The organism is Pseudomonas sp. LBUM1660 (genome assembly GCF_059695935.1).
The window spans coordinates 5,832,193-5,852,564 of record NZ_CP166795.1 but is presented as its reverse complement, the minus strand read 5'-3'; the positions used below and the strand labels follow the sequence as shown (position 1 = coordinate 5,852,564).

The 20,372-nt window shown below is 59.3% G+C and carries 20 protein-coding genes; 11 read left to right on the top strand and 9 right to left on the bottom strand.

Features of this window, described 5'->3' with window-relative positions; translation table 11 throughout:
• Window positions 1-13: 13 nt before the first annotated feature.
• The 4 genes from ACA068_RS27230 to choX form a co-directional block, all read right to left on the bottom strand.
• On the bottom strand, window positions 14-490 hold the full coding sequence (locus tag ACA068_RS27230; protein ID WP_497306029.1) for a thioesterase family protein: 477 nt from the start codon (window positions 488-490) through the stop codon (window positions 14-16).
• Between the two features lie 142 nt (window positions 491-632).
• Window positions 633-1,598, bottom strand: coding sequence for an L-carnitine dehydrogenase (locus ACA068_RS27225; protein ID WP_497306027.1), 966 nt, complete (start codon window positions 1,596-1,598; stop codon window positions 633-635).
• Between the two features lie 209 nt (window positions 1,599-1,807).
• Window positions 1,808-2,695, bottom strand: a complete 888-nt coding sequence (gene cdhC, locus ACA068_RS27220; protein ID WP_497306026.1) for a 3-dehydrocarnitine:acetyl-CoA trimethylamine transferase CdhC — start codon at window positions 2,693-2,695, stop codon at window positions 1,808-1,810.
• 75 nt (window positions 2,696-2,770) lie between these two features.
• On the bottom strand, window positions 2,771-3,715 hold the full coding sequence (gene choX / locus ACA068_RS27215; protein ID WP_219097014.1) for a choline ABC transporter substrate-binding protein: 945 nt from the start codon (window positions 3,713-3,715) through the stop codon (window positions 2,771-2,773).
• A gap of 209 nt (window positions 3,716-3,924) precedes the next feature.
• Between choX and ACA068_RS27210 the strand changes: the two genes are divergently transcribed.
• Complete coding sequence (locus ACA068_RS27210) at window positions 3,925-4,884, top strand: GlxA family transcriptional regulator (RefSeq protein ID WP_219097012.1); 960 nt, start codon at window positions 3,925-3,927, stop codon at window positions 4,882-4,884.
• A gap of 121 nt (window positions 4,885-5,005) precedes the next feature.
• On the opposite strand, the gene ACA068_RS27205 is transcribed toward ACA068_RS27210, so the two are convergent.
• From ACA068_RS27205 to ACA068_RS27190, 4 genes are all read right to left on the bottom strand, one after another.
• Complete coding sequence (locus tag ACA068_RS27205; protein ID WP_497306024.1) at window positions 5,006-5,422, bottom strand: DUF3010 family protein; 417 nt, start codon at window positions 5,420-5,422, stop codon at window positions 5,006-5,008.
• A 32-nt stretch (window positions 5,423-5,454) separates the two neighbouring features.
• Window positions 5,455-5,778 carry a helix-turn-helix domain-containing protein gene (locus tag ACA068_RS27200; RefSeq protein ID WP_497306022.1) on the bottom strand — a complete coding sequence of 108 codons (324 nt, stop codon included), beginning with the start codon at window positions 5,776-5,778 and terminating at the stop codon, window positions 5,455-5,457.
• Entirely contained in the window at window positions 5,762-6,016 is a 255-nt protein-coding gene (locus ACA068_RS27195) for a type II toxin-antitoxin system RelE family toxin (protein ID WP_027926652.1), read from the bottom strand. The genes ACA068_RS27200 and ACA068_RS27195 overlap by 17 nt, the downstream gene beginning before the upstream one ends.
• 213 nt (window positions 6,017-6,229) lie before the next feature.
• Window positions 6,230-6,631, bottom strand: coding sequence for a lysozyme inhibitor LprI family protein (locus ACA068_RS27190; protein WP_497306020.1), 402 nt, complete (start codon window positions 6,629-6,631; stop codon window positions 6,230-6,232).
• A gap of 236 nt (window positions 6,632-6,867) precedes the next feature.
• Between ACA068_RS27190 and ACA068_RS27185 the strand changes: the two genes are divergently transcribed.
• The 10 genes from ACA068_RS27185 (at window position 6,868) to ACA068_RS27140 (ending at window position 18,864) form a co-directional block, all read left to right on the top strand.
• Window positions 6,868-7,845 (top strand): dipeptidase, encoded by a 978-nt coding sequence (locus tag ACA068_RS27185; protein ID WP_008033250.1) that lies wholly within the window; start codon window positions 6,868-6,870, stop codon window positions 7,843-7,845.
• Between the two features lie 163 nt (window positions 7,846-8,008).
• Complete coding sequence (locus ACA068_RS27180; protein WP_008033249.1) at window positions 8,009-8,539, top strand: DUF5943 domain-containing protein; 531 nt, start codon at window positions 8,009-8,011, stop codon at window positions 8,537-8,539.
• 15 nt (window positions 8,540-8,554) lie between these two features.
• On the top strand, window positions 8,555-10,615 hold the full coding sequence (gene dgcA, locus ACA068_RS27175; RefSeq protein ID WP_046045305.1) for a dimethylglycine demethylation protein DgcA: 2,061 nt from the start codon (window positions 8,555-8,557) through the stop codon (window positions 10,613-10,615).
• 209 nt (window positions 10,616-10,824) lie between these two features.
• Window positions 10,825-12,774: a dimethylglycine demethylation protein DgcB gene (gene dgcB / locus ACA068_RS27170; RefSeq protein ID WP_497306019.1), complete on the top strand. Its 1,950-nt coding sequence runs from the start codon at window positions 10,825-10,827 to the stop codon at window positions 12,772-12,774.
• Window positions 12,774-13,994 carry an electron transfer flavoprotein subunit alpha gene (etfA, locus tag ACA068_RS27165; protein WP_497306017.1) on the top strand — a complete coding sequence of 407 codons (1,221 nt, stop codon included), beginning with the start codon at window positions 12,774-12,776 and terminating at the stop codon, window positions 13,992-13,994. The genes dgcB and etfA overlap by 1 nt, the downstream gene beginning before the upstream one ends.
• A 15-nt stretch (window positions 13,995-14,009) precedes the next feature.
• Window positions 14,010-14,780 (top strand): electron transfer flavoprotein subunit beta, encoded by a 771-nt coding sequence (gene etfB / locus ACA068_RS27160; RefSeq protein WP_497306015.1) that lies wholly within the window; start codon window positions 14,010-14,012, stop codon window positions 14,778-14,780.
• A gap of 83 nt (window positions 14,781-14,863) precedes the next feature.
• Window positions 14,864-15,430 (top strand): GNAT family N-acetyltransferase, encoded by a 567-nt coding sequence (locus tag ACA068_RS27155; RefSeq protein ID WP_497306013.1) that lies wholly within the window; start codon window positions 14,864-14,866, stop codon window positions 15,428-15,430.
• 108 nt (window positions 15,431-15,538) lie between these two features.
• A protein-coding gene (locus ACA068_RS27150; protein ID WP_497304932.1) for an IS3 family transposase occupies window positions 15,539-16,755 on the top strand; the annotation gives its coding sequence in 2 pieces (ribosomal slippage) (window positions 15,539-15,884 and window positions 15,884-16,755; 1,218 coding nt in all).
• A gap of 1,176 nt (window positions 16,756-17,931) precedes the next feature.
• A complete protein-coding gene (locus ACA068_RS27145) occupies window positions 17,932-18,558 on the top strand; it encodes a hypothetical protein (protein ID WP_497306011.1) in 627 nt (208 codons plus the stop codon).
• A 27-nt stretch (window positions 18,559-18,585) separates the two neighbouring features.
• Window positions 18,586-18,864, top strand: a complete 279-nt coding sequence (locus ACA068_RS27140; protein ID WP_403102054.1) for a hypothetical protein — start codon at window positions 18,586-18,588, stop codon at window positions 18,862-18,864.
• A 67-nt stretch (window positions 18,865-18,931) separates the two neighbouring features.
• On the opposite strand, the gene gbca is transcribed toward ACA068_RS27140, so the two are convergent.
• The gene (gene gbca / locus ACA068_RS27135) at window positions 18,932-20,227 is read right to left on the bottom strand and encodes a glycine betaine monooxygenase oxygenase subunit (protein ID WP_497306010.1); all 1,296 of its coding nucleotides are present in this window, start codon (window positions 20,225-20,227) and stop codon (window positions 18,932-18,934) included.
• Window positions 20,228-20,372 lie beyond the last annotated feature (145 nt).

The following is a 20,372-nucleotide window of genomic DNA, read 5'->3' as shown; positions in this document are numbered from 1 at the left end:
GGCGATCTCCTTGTTATTTTTTAGGGGGCAATGCGATCACTCGGCCAATGTAGTCGGGGGAGGGAAGGTCGGTTTGCTCGGCGACGATGGCTCGCAGCTTGCTCAGGGTGTCTTCGCTGAACGGTGCGGAGCGCGGCCCGGCGAGATCGACGTGCAGCAGCATTTGTTCGTTGCCCGCCAGTTCCTTGTCGTCGCCGACCAGATGCAGGCTGTGATAGAGGTGCAGGCGTTTGCTGTCGTGGCCGATGATTTGGGTGCGCACTTCGACATCGGCGTCGAGCTTCACTTCGTGCAGGTAGTTGAGGTGCAGTTCGAGGGTGAACAACGAGTTGCCGCTGGCTTCGCGGTTGTTGCTGTCCATGCCCAGCCGATCCATCAGCGCGTCGGTGGCGTAGCTGAAAATCAGCAGGTAGAAGGCATCGCGCAGGTGGCCGTTGTAGTCGACCCAGTCGGGGATGATTGTGGTTTGGTAGGTGGTGAGGGTGGGCATGATGAAGGATCCAGAATGTGTGGTGACTGGACTACCGCTATCGCGAGCAGGCTCGCTCCCACAGGTGACCGAGTTGTATCAGACACCTGCAATCAAATGTGGGAGCGAGCCTGCTCGCGATGGGGTCGGCCCTGTTGGCAAATTACTCGCTGAACGCCATCCCATGCTTCTCTTTGGTGGTCTTCACCGCCTCCAGCACTGCCAGCAGGCAATCATCACGATAGCGCTCCAGCGCGGAAATGCTGTGTTTGCCCAGTTGATCACTGGTCCCGTCCACTACGTCATCGATCAACTTGTCGGTCAGTTCCGGCGCCGGCAGGTACGTCCACGGCAATTGCAGCGCCGGGCCGAACTGCGCCATGAAGTGGCGCATGCCGGCATCGCCACCCGCCAGGGTGTAGGTCAGGAATGTGCCCATGAACGACCAGCGCAGCCCCGCGCCAAAGCGGATGGCATCGTCAATTTCGCCGGTGGTCGCCACACCGTCGTTCACCAGGTGCAGCGCCTCGCGCCATAGTGCTTCGAGCAAGCGGTCGGCGATAAAGCCCGGCACTTCCTTGCGCACATGCAGCGGACGCATGCCCAGGGATTCATACACTTTCATCGCCGCTTGAACGGCTTCCTGCGCGGTGTTTTTGCCCCCGACCACTTCCACCAGGGGCAGCAGATAAACCGGGTTGAACGGGTGGCCGACCACGCAGCGTTCCGGGTGGGTCGAGCTCTCGTAGAACTCGCTCGGCAACAGGCCCGAAGTGCTGGAACCGATCAAGGCATTAGGCTTGGCTGCCGCGCTGATTTTGCTGTGCAGTTCCAGTTTCAGATCGAGGCGTTCCGGTGCGCTTTCCTGAATGAAATCGGCGTCGCGAACGCATTCCTCAATGGTTGCGACAAAGCGCAACCGATCCTGTGAAGCGCCCGGTGCCAGGCCTTGTTTCTCCAGCGCACCCCAGGCATTGGCGACGCGTTTGCGCAGGGCGGCTTCGGCACCGGGTGCCGGGTCCCAGGCGACAACGTCGAGGCCGTGGGCGAGGGCGCGGGACACCCAACCGCTGCCGATGACACCGCTGCCCAGGGCTGCGAAGGTTTTGATTTCGGTGATAAAGCTCATGGCGTCGTCCTAAAAGAATTCGGTGGTCCCTGTGGGATCTGGCTTTGTGGCGAGGGGATTTATCCCCGTTCGGCTGCGCAGCAGTCGCAAAACATTGCGTGCGGTGTAGCTGACACACCGCGGTTGTAGGTTTTGGGGCCGCTTCGCGACCCAACGGGGATAAATCCCCTCGCCACACCCGCTCCCACAGAGGGAAAGAGTGAGTAGGGTCAGCCGCGCTTGGTCAGGCCCATTTTTGCCCGGCCTTCCGCCGGCGTCAGAACACGGGCGCCAAGACGGCTGAGAATTTCCGAGGCGCGCTCGACCAGTTGGCCGTTGGTCGCCAGCACACCCTTGTCCAGCCAGATGTTGTCTTCCAGACCGACCCGCACGTTGCCGCCGAGCAGCACCGCTTGTGCCGCCATCGGCATTTGCATGCGACCGATGCCGAAGCCGGCCCACACCGCGTTCGCTGGCAGGTTGTCGACCATGGCTTTCATGGTGGTGGTGTCGGCCGGCGCGCCCCACGGAATGCCCAGGCACAGCTGGAACAGTGGGTCGTCGAGCAGGCCTTCCGTGATCAACTGTTTGGCGAACCACAGGTGACCGGTGTCGAATATTTCCAGCTCGGCCTTCACGCCCAGCTCTTGAATGCGTTTGGCGCCTGCGCGCAGTTGCGCCGGGGTGGACACGTAAATGGTGTCGCCGTCGCCGAAGTTCAGGGTGCCGCAGTCGAGGGTGCAGATTTCCGGCAGCAGCGCTTCAACGTGGGCCAGTCGGGTCAGCGGGCCGACCAGGTCGGTGTTCGGGCCGAACTCCATCGGGTTCTCGCCCGCGCCGATTTCCAGGTCGCCGCCCATGCCGGCGGTGAGGTTGACGATGATGTCGACGTCGGCCTCGCGGATGCGCTCCATCACTTCGCGGTACAGCGCCACGTCACGGCTGAATTTGCCGGTTTCGGGGTTGCGAACGTGGCAGTGAACGACCGTGGCACCGGCCTTGGCGGCTTCCACGGCGGCAGCGGCGATTTGTTTCGGGGTGACCGGCACGTGTGGGCTTTTGCTGGTCGTGTCGCCAGCACCGGTGAGTGCGCAGGTGATGATGACGTCGTGGTTCATGAGGCGGGTTCCTTGCAGGCGTGATGATTCCGTTCGCAGCCCGGTCGGGCTGCGAGTCGGTAGTTCAATCGGGGTTTATTTACTGGTCAGTTTCAAATTGTCAGCGGCCGGTTTGCCATCGAAGGTGGTCACGCCTTCGAGCCAGCGTTGCTTGTCTTGCGGGTGATCTTTCAGCCATTGCTTGGCTGACTCGAAGGCGTCCTTGTGGTCCAGCAGCGGCTGCATCATCCGGCTCTCGTCTTCGGCGGTGTAGGTCAGGTTGCTCAGCAATTTGCCAATGTTCGGGCATTGCTCGGCGTATTTCGGCGCGGTGACGGTCCAGACCGTGGCCATGCCTTCGTTCGGGCCCAGGGCGTCTTCGCTGCCGGTGAGGTAAGTCATCTGCACGTTGACGTTCATCGGGTGCGGCGCCCAGCCGAAGAACACCACGGCCTCTTTGCGGCGCACGGCGCGATCCACCGCCGCGAGCATGCCGGCCTCACTGGACTCGACCAGTTGGAACTTGCCGAGGCCAAACTGGTTCTTGGCGATCATGGCCTTGATCTGGGTGTTGGCGCCCGAGCCTGGCTCGATGCCGTAGATCTTGCCGCCCAGTTCTTTTTCGAACTTGGCGATGTCGGCGAAAGTTTTCAGGCCCTTGTCGGCGAGGTAGGTCGGAACGGCGAGGGTGGCACGGGCGTCCTTGAGGCTTGGCGCTTCAAGCACCTTGACTTGGTTGGCGTCGACGAAAGGCGTGATGGTCTGGGTCATCAGCGGGTTCCAGTAGCCCAGGAACAGGTCCAGGCGCTGGTCGCGGATCCCGGCGAAGATGATTTGCTGGGACGCGCTGGTTTGTTTGGTGTTGTAGCCGAGGCCATCGAGCAGGACCTGGGTCATGGCACTGGTGGCGATCACGTCGGTCCAGTTCACGACGCCCATGCGCACGTTCTGGCATGAAGCAGGTTCGGCCGCCATGACGCTGGCGCTCAAGAAGGCGGTACCGCTGAGTGCAAGAACACAGCTGCTGATCAGTCGTTTCATGTCGGGGTTCCTCGGCAGACGTTATTGTGGGTTCCGGCATCTTTGTGCGCCGGTGATGCCAAGTTACGCAGCTTGGGCCCCGTCAAAACGCACTGCGGCGACCAGCTCTTGCACTGCAGCGACGTGACCTCTTGAATGCCTGTTGCAAGTGGCGTATCAACGTCCACACGCTTCCCGCCCTCTCGTTACCTGCCAGTCGAGTGCGCTCCATGTCCCAGGATTTCTACTTCATGTTGATGCCGGGTTTCTCGGCCATCGGTTTTATCTCGGCCATCGAGCCGCTGCGGGTCGCCAATCGCTTTCGTGGCGAGCTCTACCGCTGGCATGTGCTGAGTGCCGATGGCGGCGCGGTGTTGGCCAGCAACGGCATGTCGGTCAACGCCGACGCGGCGCTGGAGCCGTTGAAGAAAGGCGCAACCTTGTTGGTGGTCGCCGGCTTTGAACCGCTGAAGTTCGCCACGCCCGCGCTGGAACACTGGCTGCGCCGCCTGGACAACGAAGGAGTGACCCTCGGCGCCATCGACACCGGCAGCTTCGTCCTCGCCGAAGCCGGCCTGCTCGACGGCCATCGCCTGACCCTGCACTGGGAAGCCATCGACGCGTTCAAGGAATCTTATCCACAGCTCAGCGTCACCCAGGAGCTGTTCGAGATCGACCGCCGGCGTATCACCTCCGCCGGCGGCACCGCCTCCATCGACCTGATGCTCGACCTTATCGCCCAGGCCCACGGCCCGGAGCTGGCGATCCAGGTCAGCGAACAATTCGTGCTCGGCCGCATCCGCCCGCGCAAAGACCACCAGCGTATGGAAGTCGCCACGCGTTATGGCATCAGCAACAAAAAACTGGTGCACGTGATCGGCGAGATGGAGCAGCACAGCGAACCGCCGCTGAGCACGCTGGAGTTGGCGGAGTCGATCAAGGTGACACGGCGGCAACTGGAGCGATTGTTTCGGTTGCACCTGAACGATACGCCGAGCAATTTCTACCTGAGATTACGGTTGGAGAAGGCGCGGCAGCTGCTTCGGCAGACGGACATGAGTGTGCTGGAAGTGAGTATTGCGTGCGGGTTTGAATCGCCGTCGTATTTCACCCGCAGTTATCGGGCGCGGTTTGAACGGTGTCCGCGGGAAGATCGCCGACGATTGGGAGACGGGCGGGAGCTCGTCTGAACACAGAAGATCCCCTGTAGGAGCGAGCCTGCTCGCGATAGCGGTGGATCATCAACATCAACTTGGATGACGGACCGCTATCGCGAGCAGGCTCACTCCCACAGGGGAATCTTCTTGGGTGTTATTTCTTCATCAGGGCGGAACAGGCCGCCTTGTAAGCCTCATGCTGATACTTGTTCAGCGTCTCCGGCAGCGCAAAGTCAAACTTCTTGTTCTGCGCATTGATCGTCTGCGGCGACAGCAACGTCACCTCGCAACTCTCCAGCAACTGAAAAACGCCCTCGATCTTGAAGGTGGTCGGCCCACCGGCAAACTCGCCTTTTTTGCTGCGCTTCTTGATCGCGATCCGGTCGATGGAATTCTCGCGTACAAACGACGCCACCTGAGCGGCAAAGACTTTGACGTTCGCGGCTTCGTCGTCATCGTCGAGGGCGATTTTCTTGGTGGGCAGGGCTACGTGACTCAGCGTCTGACCGTCCAGGGACGCGACGGCAATGATCGCTTCGCTGCCTTTGATTTCGATGCCGCAGATTTTCATTTCGATCCCTTTCACAAATGGTTGTGTGCAGCCTACAGCTCAAGTTGATTAGCCGTGATGCCAAACGCCGCGGCAATTTTCTCGCGGGTGGCCTTGCGAGGCTTCGCTACAGTCTCTTGCTGGGCAAAAGCAGGTTGAGAAATGCCCATGCGTTTGGCCACTTCATCCTGTGTAAGGTTCAGATGTTCGCGCCAGGCGCGAATCGGCGTCGCGCCATCGACGATGCGGCTGACCACTTCATGGGGAATCAGATCGGGCTCAATCTTCTGCGCCAGATATTGCGCGTAGGGAATGACCACAAACGCAGGATTCCCCTCTGCGTCATTGATGATTTGAACGTCAGTAGGTGCGTTCATCGCGTTTTTTGACCTCTTGAATACTGACCACTTTGATTGCGCCATCCCAGTCGAACATGACTCGATAGTTACCCACTCGAAGTCGATAGGCGTAGTCATGACCGACCAGTGCTTTGACATTGCCTATATCAGGCATGTCAGTCAGCACCGTGACGGCATCACGAACCTGGATCTGGTGAACGGAATGCAATTTCAGAAGCTGCTTAACGGCCTTTCGAGTCCAGTGAATGCTGTTCATGGGAGAATATAAGTCTTTTATAAGATTTTCCAATCGTTACTTATATTTCTCTCTCGGCCAATTAACGAAGCATGTCGGGATGTTACCCAGGCAATAGGGTCTGCTGCGAGGTGTAGGGAGTGCTGTAGGTTTAGTCAGCAAGGTTTGTAGGAAACAGCATCTCTTGAGAATCGAAAGCCGGCGACGGTGCCAGCTTCCGACGGAAATTCAGGATCACTCCTGCCCAATCGACTCCAAAAACTCCGACCGCTCATCACTCATGCGCGCCACGCAATCATTTTGCGCAATGGTGAACGCCTTGCTACCACTGGTCGCCGGAAACGCTTCCACCGCGCAGTCCGCATCCCGGGTCTTCAGCCATTGCTGCTGCGCAGCCTTGAGTTTGGCGGTGATGTCGGTCAGTTGCGCCGCATTCTTGCCATAGGCCGTTTGCATGCGCTCGGTCAGGCTTTGGTAGTTGTCTTTGAGCAAGTCTTCGGCGGTGCTTCTGCTGTAGGCCGAGCATTCCAGGGTCTGAACCTCGTTTTCGACTTTGTCGCAGGGGTTGTCGTCGGACTCTTCAGCCGCGTGTACGCCGGTCGCTATCAGTGCCAAAGCCAGGAAGATCGTTCTCATTGCGACGCAGCCCCTTTTTTTCAGTGCCTATTCAGTAATGCAGCGAATTCTGGCCCAAGCAGCGGCCCTTGAACAGGAGGGCGATTACGTCGATCAACGACCCTTTGTCGCGGATTGACGCTTTCGGCAAACCCCCTGTCGTTTTTGCACCCGGCTACCCCGTCCCTCAGGCATATGCTGGCCCCAAAGCGCCGGCACACGATTCGGCGCACGAATCGCTAATAGGGGACAGCCTGATGAGCCCAGCCGAATTGCACGCCGACAGCATCGTTATCGACGGGCTGATTATTGCCAAGTGGAACCGCGAGCTGTTTGAAGACATGCGCAAGGGCGGTCTGACCGCGGCCAACTGCACCGTGTCGGTGTGGGAGGGCTTCCAGGCTACCGTCAACAACATCGCCGCCAGCCAAAAGCTGATCCGCGAAAACAGCGACCTGGTGATTCCGGTACGCACCACCGCCGATATCCGCAAGGCTAAAGAGCAGGGCAAGACCGGCATCCTCTTCGGCTTCCAGAATGCTCACGCCTTTGAAGACCAGATCGGCTATGTCGAGGTGTTCAAGCAGCTCGGCGTAGGTATCGTGCAGATGTGCTACAACACCCAGAACCTGGTGGGTACCGGTTGCTACGAGCGCGATGGCGGCCTGTCGGGTTTCGGTCGTGAAATCGTCGCCGAGATGAACCGCGTCGGCGTCATGTGCGACCTGTCCCACGTCGGCTCGAAGACTTCCGAAGAAGTCATCCTCGAATCCAAGAAGCCGGTCTGCTACTCCCATTGCCTGCCGTCGGGTCTGAAAATTCACCCGCGCAACAAATCCGATGAAGAACTGAAGTTCATCGCCGATCACGGCGGTTTCGTCGGCGTGACCATGTTCGCGCCGTTCCTGGCCAAAGGCATCGATTCGACCATCGACGATTACGCCGAAGCCATCGAATACACCATGAACATCGTCGGCGAAGACGCCATCGGTATCGGCACTGACTTCACCCAGGGCCATGGCCAGGACTTCTTCGAATACCTGACCCATGACAAGGGCTACGCCCGCCGCCTGACCAGCTTCGGCAAGATCATCAACCCGCTGGGCATCCGCACCGTCGGCGAGTTCCCGAACCTGACCGAAACCCTGCTCAAGCGCGGCCATTCCGAGCGCGTGGTCCGCAAGATCATGGGCGAGAACTGGGTCAACGTCTTGAAGGACGTCTGGGGCGAGTAAGCCCACTTTGAACAACGATCCCTTGTAGCAGCTGCCGAGGTACGAGGCTGCGTCGGGCTGCGAAGCGGCCCCCGAGGGCGGTCCTACGGACCCGCAACGCAGCCTCGTACCTCGGCAGCTGCTACGCAAAACACACAACGAATTTTTCTGGAGTTAAGTTTCCATGGCCAAGATCGCCCCGCAATTGCCAATCGAAGTCGACAGCGAAACCGGTGTCTGGACCTCCGACGCCCTGCCAATGCTGTACGTGCCGCGTCATTTCTTCGTCAACAACCACATGGGCATCGAGGAAGTGCTGGGCGCCGACGCCTACGCCGAAATCCTCTACAAGGCCGGCTACAAATCCGCCTGGCACTGGTGTGAGAAAGAAGCTGAATGCCACGGCCTGGAAGGCGTTGCGGTGTTCGAGCACTACATGAAGCGTCTGTCGCAGCGCGGCTGGGGCCTGTTCAAGATCCAGGACATCGACCTCGACAAAGGCACTGCCAGCGTCAAGCTTGAACACTCGGCGTTCGTCTACGTGTACGGCAAGGTCGGGCGCAAGGTCGACTACATGTTCACCGGTTGGTTTGCCGGTGCCATGGATCAGATTCTGCAAGCCCGCGGCAGCAAGATCCGCACCGTTGCCGAACAGGTTTACGGTGGCTCCGAAGAAGGCCACGACGACGGCCTGTTCACCGTCAAGCCGTTGTAAGTCGAGGAACCCGCCATGGCTTTCGAAGCAATGTTCCAGCCGATCCAGATCGGCAAACTGACCATCCGCAACCGCGTGCTCAGCACCGCGCACGCCGAGGTCTATGCCACCGACGGCGGCATGACCACCGACCGGTACGTCAAGTATTACGAAGAGAAAGCCAAGGGTGGGATCGGCCTGGCGATTTGCGGCGGTTCCTCCAGTGTGGCCATCGACAGCCCGCAAGGCTGGTGGAAGTCGGTCAACCTGGCCGACGACCGGATCATTCCGCACTTCCAGAACCTGGCCGATGCCATGCACAAGCATGGCGCCAAGATCATGATCCAGATTACCCACATGGGCCGACGCTCGCGTTGGGACGGCGAGCATTGGCCAACCCTGCTGTCGCCCTCGGGCATCCGTGAACCGGTACACCGTGCGACCTGCAAAACCATCGAGCCGGAAGAAATCTGGCGGGTGATCGGCAACTACGCCAGCGCTGCCGCACGGGCCAAGGCCGGTGGCCTGGATGGCGTCGAGCTGTCCGCCGTGCACCAGCACATGATCGACCAGTTCTGGAGCCCGCGCGTCAACAAACGTACCGACGAATGGGGCGGCAGCTTCGAGAACCGCATGCGTTTCGGCCTGGAAGTGATCAAGGCTGTGCGGGCTGAAGTCGGCCCGGATTTCTGCGTCGGCATCCGTCTGTGCGGTGATGAATTCCACCCGGACGGCTTGTCCCACGAGGACATGAAGCAGATCGCCAAGTACTACGACGACACCGGCATGATCGACTTCATCGGTGTCGTGGGCTCGGGTTGCGACACCCACAACACCCTGGCCAACGTTATCCCGAACATGAGTTATCCACCGGAGCCATTCCTGCATTTGGCGGCCGGTATCAAGGAAGTGGTCAAGGCCCCTGTTTTGCACGCGCAGAACATCAAGGACCCGAACCAGGCGACCCGGATTCTGGAAGGCGGCTACGTGGACATGGTCGGCATGACCCGCGCCCACATCGCCGACCCGCACCTGATCGCCAAGATCAAAATGGGTCAGGTTGACCAGATCAAACAATGCGTCGGCGCCAACTACTGCATCGACCGTCAGTACCAGGGCCTGGACGTCTTGTGCATCCAGAACGCCGCGACCTCCCGTGAATACATGGGCGTGCCGCACATCATCGAGAAATCAACCGGTGTGAAGCGCAAAGTGGTGGTGGTCGGTGCCGGTCCTGCCGGGATGGAAGCCGCTCGCGTGTCGGCCGAACGTGGCCACGACGTGACCCTGTTCGAGAAGAAAGAATTCATCGGCGGGCAGATCACGACCGCATCGAAAGCCCCGCAACGGGACCAGATCGCCGGCATCACCCGCTGGTTCCAACTTGAGCTGGCGCGTTTGAAAGTCGACCTGCGCCTGGGCGTGGCGGCGGATGCGGCAACCATTCTCGACCTGCGTCCGGACGTGGTGGTACTCGCCGTCGGCGGCCATCCGTTCCTGGAGCAGAACGAGCACTGGGGCGCGGCTGAAGGCCTGGTGGTCAGCAGCTGGGACATCCTCGATGGCAAGGTCGCGCCGGGCAAGAATGTGCTGGTCTACGACACCATTTGCGAGTTCACCGGGATGTCCACCGCGGACTTCCTCGCCGACAAGGGCAGCCAGGTTGAGATCGTCACTGACGACATCAAGCCGGGCGTAGCGATTGGCGGCACGTCGTTCCCGACGTACTACCGCAGCATGTACCCGAAAGAAGTGATCATGACCGGCGACATGATGCTGGAGAAGGTCTACCGCGAAGGCGACAAGTTGGTGGCGGTGCTGGAAAACGAATACACCGGCGCCAAAGAGGAGCGGGTGGTGGACCAGGTCGTCGTCGAAAACGGCGTGCGTCCGGACGAAGAAATCTATTACGCGCTGAAGGAAGCGTCGCGCAACAAGGGCCAGATGGACATCGAAGCCTTGTTCGCGATCAAGCCACAACCTTCGCTGAGCCAGGCGGGCGACGGCTACTTGCTGTTCCGCATCGGCGACTGCGTGGCGCAGCGCAACACCCACGCGGCGATCTACGACGCGTTGCGGTTGTGCAAGGATTTCTAACGGATAACCACCATCACCTGTGGCGAGGGAGCTTGCTCCCGCTGGGCTGCGAAGCGGCCCCAAAACCGGCAGTCGAGGTGTATCAGATATACACCGACGGCTGTTTTGGGAGCGCTTCGCACTCCAGCGGGAGCAAGCTCCCTCGCCACAAGTAGGTACGTCGCTCTTACCGGCGCGCACATGACCCCGAGGTCTTTGGGAGCTCCACCATGTTGAACACCCTTCTTCCAATCCTGTTGTTCGCTGCCCTGGGCCTTGCGGTCCTCGGCGCGTTGCGGCGGGTGGCTATGTGGCGCCGGGGCCGTGCCTCCAAGGTCGACCTGATCGGCGGCCTGTTCGCCATGCCCAAGCGTTACATGGTCGATTTGCACCACGTCGTCGCGCGGGACAAATACATCGCCAACACCCACGTGGCCACGGCTGGCGGTGCGGTGGCGTCCATTGTGCTGGCGATCCTGGTTCACGGTTTCGGCCTGCACAATCGCATTCTCGGTGTTGCTCTGTTGATTGCCTCGACGGTGATGTTCGTCGGTGCGATTTTCATGTTTCTGCGTCGTCGCAACCCTCCGGCCCGCTTGTCCAAAGGGCCATGGATGCGCCTGCCGAAAAGTCTGTTGGCGTTCTCGGCGAGCTTCTTCCTGTTGACCCTGCCGGTCGCCGGCATCCTCCCGGAAAACTTCGGAGGTTGGGTGGTGGCGGTGATCCTCGGTGTCGGCGTGCTGTGGGGCGTCACAGAATTGTTCTTCGGCATGACCTGGGGCGGGCCGATGAAGCACGCCTTCGCCGGTGCTTTGCACCTGGCCTGGCACCGTCGCGCCGAGCGCTTTGGTGGCGGCCGTTCCACCGGTTTGAAACCGCTGGACCTGAACGACCCGACTGCGCCGCTGGGCGTTGAAAAACCCAAGGATTTCACCTGGAACCAACTGCTCGGCTTCGACGCCTGCGTGCAGTGCGGTAAGTGCGAAGCCGCGTGCCCGGCGTTCGCCGCCGGCCAGCCGCTGAACCCGAAAAAGCTGATTCAAGACATGGTCGTCGGCCTTGCCGGTGGCACTGATGCCAAATTCGCCGGCAGCCCCTATCCAGGCAAAGTAATTGGCGAACACAGTGGCAACCCGCATCAACCGATCGTCAACGGTCTGGTGGACGCTGAAACCCTGTGGTCCTGCACCACCTGCCGCGCCTGCGTCGAGGAATGCCCGATGATGATCGAGCACGTCGACGCCATCGTCGACATGCGCCGCCATCTGACCCTGGAAAAAGGCGCGACCCCGAACAAGGGCGCCGAAGTCCTGGAAAACTTGATCGCCACTGACAACCCGGGCGGTTTCGCTCCGGGCGGGCGGATGAACTGGGCGGCGGATTTGAACCTCAACCTGATGAGCGAGAAGAAGTCCGTCGACGTGCTGTTCTGGGTCGGCGACGGTGCGTTCGACATGCGCAACCAGCGCACCTTGCGCGCCTTCGTCAAAGTGCTGAAAGCGGCCAAGATCGACTTCGCCGTGCTCGGCCTTGAAGAGCGTGACAGCGGTGACGTGGCTCGACGCCTGGGCGACGAAGCAACGTTCCAGTTGTTGGCCAAACGCAACATCCAGACCCTGGCCAAGTACAGCTTCAACCGCATCGTCACCTGCGATCCGCACAGCTTCCACGTGCTGAAAAACGAGTACGGCGCTTTCGACGGCAACTACCTCGTGCAGCACCACAGCACCTACATGGCGGAAATCATCGGCGCTGGCGCCCTGAATCTTGGCCAGCACAAAGGCAGCAGCGTGACGTATCACGATCCGTGCTACCTCGGCCGCTATAACGGCGAATACGAGGCGCCGCGTGAAGTGCTGCGCGCCCTTGGCATTGAAGTGAAAGAGATGCAACGCTCAGGTTTCCGCTCGCGCTGCTGTGGCGGTGGTGGCGGTGCGCCGATCACCGACATTCCGGGCAAGCAACGGATCCCCGACATGCGCATGGACGACATCCGCGAAACCGGCGCCGAACTGGTGGCCGTGGGTTGTCCACAGTGCACGGCAATGCTCGAAGGCGTGGTCGAACCGCGACCGCTGATCAAGGACATCGCCGAACTGGTGGCCGACGCGTTGCTTGAAGACGCCGCACCGAGCAAACCGGCTGCACCGGCCCAACGTGAACCTGCGGAGGCCCACTGATGAGCGACATTATCCGCCGCGACCCCCGCGCCGAATGGATTGCCCGTAACCGCCTGCACCCGCTGCACGCAGCCATGCAACCGGCGCAACACAGCTGGATGGGTCCCAACGGTGTCATCCGCAAGAATCTGCACGGCATCGGCTTTATCGGCCCCAACGGCATCAAGCGCATTGACCGCAGCGGCGCTCAGCAGGGCGGGGCGAGCAAACGTTCGGCCGCGATTGAAGTCCAGTTGCCACTGCATCAAGTGCCCGCACCTGCGTTTTACATCAGCGTGGTCCCGGACATGGTCGGCGGCCGCTTGAGCAGCCACGACCGCGACTTGCTCGGTCTGGCTCATCAACTGGCCGGCAAGGACGGCGCGGTCTTGGCCGTGGTCTTCGGCGAACACAAAGAAAACGCCTTCGCCACCGCTGGCGTCGATCGCTTGCTGGTGCTGGAAGGCGACGAATTCAACGGTTATGCACCGGAACAACGGGTCCAGGGCCTGCGGGCTGTGGATAACCAGTTCAGCCCTCGTCACTGGCTGCTTCCCGATAGCCGCAGCGGTGGCGGTGAACTTGGCCGTCGCTTTGCCGCCGCACTGGGTGAGCGCCCGGCCACGCGGGTCTGGCAGGTCAAGGATCAGGAATGCATCGGCCGCGCCGGTGCGGGTTTGCAAGACCTTGCGCGTCCGGTCGCACGCTTGATTCTGGCCGCCGTCGAGTGCGCCGAACCGGTCAGCGAAACCCGTCACGAAGCCTTGCCCGTGGAGTTATCCACAGCGGTCGCGCGCAGTCTCTCGCGCATCGAGGATTTGGGCGCGGTGGCGGTGGATCCGTCAGCCATTCCGATGGCCGAAGCCGAGTTCATCTTCTCCGGCGGCAACGGGGTCAAAGACTGGGGACTTTTCCACAGGACCGCCGAAGCGCTGGGCGCTACCGAAGGCGCGTCCCGTGTGGCAGTGGACGATGGCTTCATGGCGCGCGACCGGCAGGTCGGCGCGTCCGGCACCTGGGTTACCGCGCGGGTTTACGTGGCGGTGGGAATTTCCGGGGCGATCCAGCACCTGCAAGGCATCGGTGCCTGCGACAAGGTGGTGGCAATCAACCTCGACCCTGGCTGCGACATGATCAAACGGGCCGACCTGTCGGTGATCGGCGAGAGCGCCGAGATTCTTCAAGCCTTGATCGCGGCGGTAGAGGCTTACCGCAACGAAGCCAAGCGCGATGCGGCTTAAGGAAAGGAAAGGGTTATGAGCACGAAAATCATCAGCCTGGTGTCCATCGGCGCCCACTCGACCTCCGGCCGGCCACGTCGCGCGGAGCAGGATGCGCGGGCGGTAGAACTGGGTCTGCAACTGGCTGGGGATAACCTGCAAGTGCTGCATGCCGGCGACGTCGCCGAGCCTGCACTGCGCGCGTATCTGGGCATGGGCCTGGAACAACTGCATGTGCTCGAAAAACCGCAAGGCGCCGATGCGCTGCCAGCATTGACCGCGTATTTGCGCGACGCCGGGGCACAGGTGGTGCTGACCGGCAGTCAGGCGGAAACCGGTGAAGGCTCGGGCATGCTCCCGTTCCTGTTGGCCGAAAGCCTCGGCTGGCCGCTGGTGGTCGGGCTGGCTCAGGTGGAATCCATTGATGGCAGTTCGGCGCTGGTGCTACAAGCCTTGCCCCGTGGTCAGCGTCGTCGTTTGAAGGTACGGCTGCCGTTCCTCGCGACTGTGGATAACGCGGCGCCCAAACCTCGTCAGAGCGCATACGGCCCGGCACGGCGTGGGGTGCTGCAGGCGGATGAAGTCGAAGTGATCGACGATGATTTGTTGGCCGTCGCCACCCTGCAACCGGCCAAGCCACGGCCCAAACGCTTGAAGGTGATCAAGGCCAAGAGCGGCGCGGACCGGATGAAAGCCGCGACGGCCAAGGCCAGTGGTGGCGGAGGGCAGGTGCTTAATGGGTTGAGCGCCGAGGCGGGAGCCGAGGCGATTCTCAAGTTGCTGATAGAAGAAGGCGTGGTCCGCTAACTTAATGTCACCACTATCCCCTGTGGGGGCGATCAGGTCCGCTCCCACAGGGTGTTCGTGTCATCGACATTTATGGGGAAACAATGGCAGTAGAATTTCGTTCGGCAGTGCGCGCCGATGCGCGTGAGATTGCGCGTCTGTTTCAAATCACATCGGAGGGGGCTGCCGATTACATCTGGAGCCAACTGGCGCAGCCCGGTCAGGATTTGCTGGACGTCGGCGCCATTCGTTACGCCCGCGACGACGTGGATTTCTCCTGGCAGAACTGCCTCATTGCCGAGTCCGAGGGCAACGTCATCGGCATGATGCACAGCTACGTGATGCGTCACGATCCGTTGGCAGAGCCGACGACCGATCCGGTCCTGGCGCCTTACGCGAAGATGGAAATCCCCGACACCCTCTACATCTCCAGCTTGGCGCTGCATGAAGGCTGGCGAAACCGGGGCCTGGGCAAGCAATTCCTCGCCTACGCTTACGACCGAGCCAGCCAGCTGGGGCTCAATGGCTTGAGCCTGATCGACTACGCCGCCAACACCGGCGCTCGCCGGTTTTACGAGCGACACGGCTTCCGTATTGTCGACACCTGCCAGATCACGCCCCATCCGATGATTAGTGTCACGGGTGAGGCTTACCTGATGTACCGGCCATGAAAAATCCGTGAGGTTGAGGATGGAGTTTCCAAGCCATATGGACGAGCCCCATGAAAGACAGGACACCGTTTCCCCCTTAAGATAAGGGATAGGCAAACGGTTATGTATATGACTAATAGTAGTGATAAGGGTGGGGAGCTGCTGGGCCAGGAGCGTCGTCGCCGTTGGAGCCCAGAGCAAAAGCTGGCGATGGTTCGCGAGAGTCTGCAACCAGGACAAAGTGTTTCGGTCGTGGCCCGGCGCCATGGCGTGAATGCCAACCAACTCTTCCAATGGCGCAAGCTTTATCAGAATGGCAGCCTCTCGGCGGTCAGTGCCGGAGAGACCGTAGTGCCGGCTTCTGAATTGGCCGACGCACTCAAACAGATCCGTGAGTTACAACGGATGCTGGGCAAGAAAACCATGCAAGTCGAGATCCTTCAGGAAGCCGTGGAGATTGCTCGGTCGCGAAAATGGATTGCGCACTCACCCTTGTTGCCGGGGGACGACCTGTGAAGCTGATCAGTGAAAGTCTCGGTGTAGCGCGCTCGCAATTAACGGTTCGACTCAAGCCAGCTGCACGGCCCGCAAGGCGTCGTCCAAGAATGGACGATGCCGCTTTGGTCAAAGAGATTCAGTCTGAAGTCAGTGAGTTGCCCAGCTATGGCTACCGCCGTGTGTGGGGTTTGCTCCGTCGTCGGCGCGAACAACAAAGTCAGGCGCCAATCAACGTCAAACGGGTCTATCGCGTGATGCGCGATCATCAGTTACTGCTGGAGCGTCGAATTAAACAGCCCGGAGTGGCGCGCCGCCATGAAGGCCGCATCGCAGTGGCCACCAGCGATACCCGCTGGTGCTCTGACGGGTTTGAGTTTCGCTGTGAAGACGGCGACAAGCTGAGCGTGACCTTCGCCCTGGACTGCTGCGACCGCGAAGCCATCGGCTGGGTGGCCAGCCCGACGGGGTACAGCGGCGACGATATCCGCGATCTGATGCTGGAAGCGGTGGAAACACGCTTCGGTGAAGAACCGCCTGCCACCCCGGTGCAATGGCTGAGCGATAACGGCTCGGCCTACATCGCTGAACAGACACGCCAGTTTGCCCGACAGATCGGTTTACAGCCGGTGACGACACCGGTGCGCAGCCCGCAGAGCAACGGCATGGCCGAGAGCTTCGTTAAAACGATGAAGCGCGACTACGTCGCGCACATGCCCAAACCTGACCGGGAAACCGCCTTGCGCAACCTGACGGTTGCCTTTGAGCATTACAACGAGGAGCATCCGCACAGCGCTCTAAAATACCGTTCACCGCGGGAGTTTAGGCGTTTGGCAGCGGCATCAATTTAACGGGGTATTGGTGTCCGGTTTAGCAGGGGCCAGTCCACCATACACAAAACCCAAGGTTACCCACAATCCCTGTTAGCGCTTCTGTGGATAACATGTTCACCCCTCGCTGTACCCCATACAAATCAAGCCCTGCAACCCTTCGTACAAAAAACAACCAGGCTAACTCGCGGTTTTTTCTCACTTTTTTTAGAGGATAACTTTGCACGCGGGCCAATACTTGCCCCCAATCTCTGTTAGCGCATCTGTGGATAAGATGTTCGCTGTCCGCTACAGGCCTTGTATATCGGGCTTATCAGGTGGGTGGTTAAAAAACGATCAAATCACCGTTTTGGCGCGACAAACCCCTCGAAAACCCCGGAGAATCCCGGTTTTCAGGGGTTTTCCACAGAGTCGCTGAAGTTGCCCCCAAAGTCTGTTGGCGCTTCTGTGGATAAGGTGTTTACCATCCTCTGTAAGCCACGTAATTCGTGCCTTACGAGCACTTGGTCAAAAAACAACCAATCGCTGACGAACTCCATGCTTCTGGATAAGTCACGGATTTTCTTCACTTTCCATAGTGGGTTTTTGCTTGGCGAGCCGAGTTGCCCACATTTGCTGTGGGTTGAGGTGTGGATAAGTTGTTCGCGGAACGCTGCAAGCCAGGCTCACTCTGGGCGCCAAGGCAAGCGATTGTTTTTTGTACAGGCTACGGCTTTGAGGGGCGGGTTGGGCTTTGAGCGCTTGGCACGCTAACAAGGTTTCATCGATGTTTGATCATATATCCAATTTAAATACATTCAGGTTCCTATGGGTATATCGGTCTGTTTGACAGGTTTTACCTCTGGGACTTTAATCTCCTTCACGCGATGAAATGAACAGGGTCGTTCAACATTTTTTCTCTTCAATCCTCTTCGCAGGAGCCGTGCAATGGATTGTTTTCGCGCTCACGATTCGACAGATGTTTTCCGCCTGAATTTCTCTTCTCATTAGCGACGATTGTAATGGCGCTGTACCGCGTATTCGTCAGGACGATTACGTTCGGGTCATTGTTTATGCCTTAGGTTTATCGAGCCTGGCAGGTAGTTTAATGAGCGGACTTTAGAGTAGCGATGAGCGGCGCCGGTCAGGTTGGCCGGCCCTCGTCTACGGGGCACAACACCAGTGCATTTAACACACACACTTACAAGGAGTTCTAAAATGTCTGAAGCTGCCAAGTCAAAAGTCAAATCGGTCGCTGATGCCGCCGTTGCTCCGTCCAAAGAAGCGTATGTCGAACTGCTTAATGAAATGCGGGTTCATGCCAAAAAATCCGCCGCCGGTGAAGCGCGAGGCGTACTCATGGCCTCGCCACGCTTGCAGCAGATCCACCTTCGCAGTCTCTACGTAAACAAAAGCTCCAACGATCCGGCGGTTAAGTATCTTGAGCCCAAGGCCCGGGAAGTAGGGGATGAACAGTCTAACCAATCCCAGTCGGAGCTGACCAAGGCGACCGAGACATTCGAAAGTTCGGGCTCCACCGATACGACCCCATATCAGAACAAACTCGATGAGTTGCGCAATCGGGATAAGGATGCCGCTGCAAAACGTATCGATAAAATCTACGACGAGGCGATCGAGCAAGTGAAGAAGTTTCCCGCCAGTGGTGACGCCGTTGTCGGATTTATGGATACGTTTGGAGGTTTGTTTAATGCGGTGCTGGACAAAATTGGTAACTTCTTTATTGAAGTTGGCAAAAATATCCTGAATTGGCTTAAGAATGTATGGGAGAAGATCAGCAGCACTTTTAACTCTGTCGTCAGTTGGATCAGTGGCTGGTTTTCCTGACATCGCATTATTGAAGTGGGGTGAGCTATGAATAAACCTGTTGGTCCGCCTCCTTTTATCGATCCACTTGAGGGTGAGTGGTGTCGTGCATTTAACTTCGAAGAAAATAGAGCGCTTGAGGATAATAAGGAAAGGCTCAATGTTCTTCGTCAGCGCGATAAAAGGAGAACCGATGAAAAGATTGATGGCTTATATGATGAGCTGCAACGAAAAATCAATCCCGACTATAAACAGCCGCCCAGTGCTTCCGATATAAACAGCATCTTTTCGGTGGCGCAGAGGATTATCAAATCCTGGAACTGGTAGCGATACCGTGAGACACAAAAAAACCGCGAGGACGCTCGCGGTTTTTTTCGTCTCGGGTGCCGTGTGGTCAGCCCTGAACCGGAACCCCTTTAAGGTAAGCCGCAGGCTCAGCCCCAAGGTTGTTCAGCAACCGCTCGCTGTACCAGTCCACAAAGTTCACCACACCAAACTCATAGGTCTTGGAATAAGGGCCAGGCTGGTAGGCCGTGGAGTTGATCCCGCGCTGGTTCTCTTCGGCCAGGCGACGGTCCTGGTCGTTGGTCGCATCCCAGACCTGGCGCATACGCTCCACGTCGTAGTCCACACCTTCAACCGCGTCCTTGTGGACGATCCACTTGGTGGTGACCATGGTTTCCTGAGCGCTGATCGGCCACACCGTGAAGACAATGATGTGATCGCCCATGCAGTGGTTCCACGAGTGCGGCAGGTGCAGGATGCGCATCGAGCCCAGGTCCGGGTTCTTGATGCGGCCCATGAGTTTGGCGCAGCCCTGTTTGCCGTCCAGGGTCATCGACACGGTGCCCTTGAGCAGCGGCATGCGCACGATGCGGTTACGCAGGCCGAAGCTGGCGTGGGCGTAAGGAATCTTCTCGGCTTCCCAGGCCGCGGCGGAGGCGGCGACGTGGTCCTTGAAGGCCTGGTCGGCACGCGGGTCGGTGACGTCGTCCCATTCCAGCAGGGTTTTCAGCAGTTCCGGGTGCGACGCGTTGCAGTGGTAGCACTCGCGGTTGTTTTCCAGCACCAGTTTCCAGTTGGCCTTTTCCATCAAGGTGGTGGTAATCGCCACCTTGGTGTTCTCCATGTCATACGGTTCCATGTAATGGTTCAGCGTCGACAGGAAGTCATCAATCGCTGGCGGGTTCTCCGACAGGCTGATGAAGATGTAACCGCCGGCGGTCTTCACGTTCACCGGTTTGAGGCCGTACTGCTTCATGTCGAAGTCGGCGCCCATTTCGGTGCCGGCGAACAGCAGGCGACCGTCCAGTTCGTAAGTCCACTGGTGGTAATGGCAGACCAGTTTGGCGACCTTGCCTTTTTCACTGGTGCACAGACGCGAACCACGGTGCCGGCAGACGTTGTGGAACGCATGGATCACGCCTTCGGCGCCGCGAATCACGATGATCGGGTTCTTGCCGACTTGCAGGGTCAGGTAGTTGCCCTTGGTCGGGATTTCGCAGGCCATGCCGGCGATCAACCACTCTTTCTGGAAGATTTCCTGCATGTCGATTTCAAACAGCCGCTCGTCAGAGTAAAACGGCTGCGGCAGCGAGAAAGTGCGCTCGCGCTCTTGCAGCATCTGCGCGGTGGCCTTGCGTGCGGGTTCCAGCGGATCGCCCAGGCTGATTTTTGCGGTGACGTCCATCGATTTGATCCTCAAGGCCATTCTGTGTGGCCGGCGAAAAGTGGCTAATCAGGTTTGCTACGCAAGGTGTAAAGCAAGGTGTAAAGATTGTGTCTTGGTATGGGGCGAGTGTGGGGCCGCTGTTGGCCGGAACCTTATCCATGAG

What these genes read in the sequence shown, in the direction of transcription:
- ACA068_RS27230 (WP_497306029.1), bottom strand. Translation starts at nt 490, where the DNA reads ATGCCCACCCTCACCACCTACCAAACCACAATCATCCCCGACTGGGTC.
- ACA068_RS27225 (WP_497306027.1), bottom strand. Translation starts at nt 1,598, where the DNA reads ATGAGCTTTATCACCGAAATCAAAACCTTCGCAGCCCTGGGCAGCGGT.
- cdhC (WP_497306026.1), bottom strand. Translation starts at nt 2,695, where the DNA reads ATGAACCACGACGTCATCATCACCTGCGCACTCACCGGTGCTGGCGAC.
- choX (WP_219097014.1), bottom strand. Translation starts at nt 3,715, where the DNA reads ATGAAACGACTGATCAGCAGCTGTGTTCTTGCACTCAGCGGTACCGCC.
- ACA068_RS27210 (WP_219097012.1), top strand. Translation starts at nt 3,925, where the DNA reads ATGTCCCAGGATTTCTACTTCATGTTGATGCCGGGTTTCTCGGCCATC.
- ACA068_RS27205 (WP_497306024.1), bottom strand. Translation starts at nt 5,422, where the DNA reads ATGAAAATCTGCGGCATCGAAATCAAAGGCAGCGAAGCGATCATTGCC.
- ACA068_RS27200 (WP_497306022.1), bottom strand. Translation starts at nt 5,778, where the DNA reads ATGAACGCACCTACTGACGTTCAAATCATCAATGACGCAGAGGGGAAT.
- ACA068_RS27195 (WP_027926652.1), bottom strand. Translation starts at nt 6,016, where the DNA reads ATGAACAGCATTCACTGGACTCGAAAGGCCGTTAAGCAGCTTCTGAAA.
- ACA068_RS27190 (WP_497306020.1), bottom strand. Translation starts at nt 6,631, where the DNA reads ATGAGAACGATCTTCCTGGCTTTGGCACTGATAGCGACCGGCGTACAC.
- ACA068_RS27185 (WP_008033250.1), top strand. Translation starts at nt 6,868, where the DNA reads ATGAGCCCAGCCGAATTGCACGCCGACAGCATCGTTATCGACGGGCTG.
- ACA068_RS27180 (WP_008033249.1), top strand. Translation starts at nt 8,009, where the DNA reads ATGGCCAAGATCGCCCCGCAATTGCCAATCGAAGTCGACAGCGAAACC.
- dgcA (WP_046045305.1), top strand. Translation starts at nt 8,555, where the DNA reads ATGGCTTTCGAAGCAATGTTCCAGCCGATCCAGATCGGCAAACTGACC.
- dgcB (WP_497306019.1), top strand. Translation starts at nt 10,825, where the DNA reads ATGTTGAACACCCTTCTTCCAATCCTGTTGTTCGCTGCCCTGGGCCTT.
- etfA (WP_497306017.1), top strand. Translation starts at nt 12,774, where the DNA reads ATGAGCGACATTATCCGCCGCGACCCCCGCGCCGAATGGATTGCCCGT.
- etfB (WP_497306015.1), top strand. Translation starts at nt 14,010, where the DNA reads ATGAGCACGAAAATCATCAGCCTGGTGTCCATCGGCGCCCACTCGACC.
- ACA068_RS27155 (WP_497306013.1), top strand. Translation starts at nt 14,864, where the DNA reads ATGGCAGTAGAATTTCGTTCGGCAGTGCGCGCCGATGCGCGTGAGATT.
- ACA068_RS27145 (WP_497306011.1), top strand. Translation starts at nt 17,932, where the DNA reads ATGTCTGAAGCTGCCAAGTCAAAAGTCAAATCGGTCGCTGATGCCGCC.
- ACA068_RS27140 (WP_403102054.1), top strand. Translation starts at nt 18,586, where the DNA reads ATGAATAAACCTGTTGGTCCGCCTCCTTTTATCGATCCACTTGAGGGT.
- gbca (WP_497306010.1), bottom strand. Translation starts at nt 20,227, where the DNA reads ATGGACGTCACCGCAAAAATCAGCCTGGGCGATCCGCTGGAACCCGCA.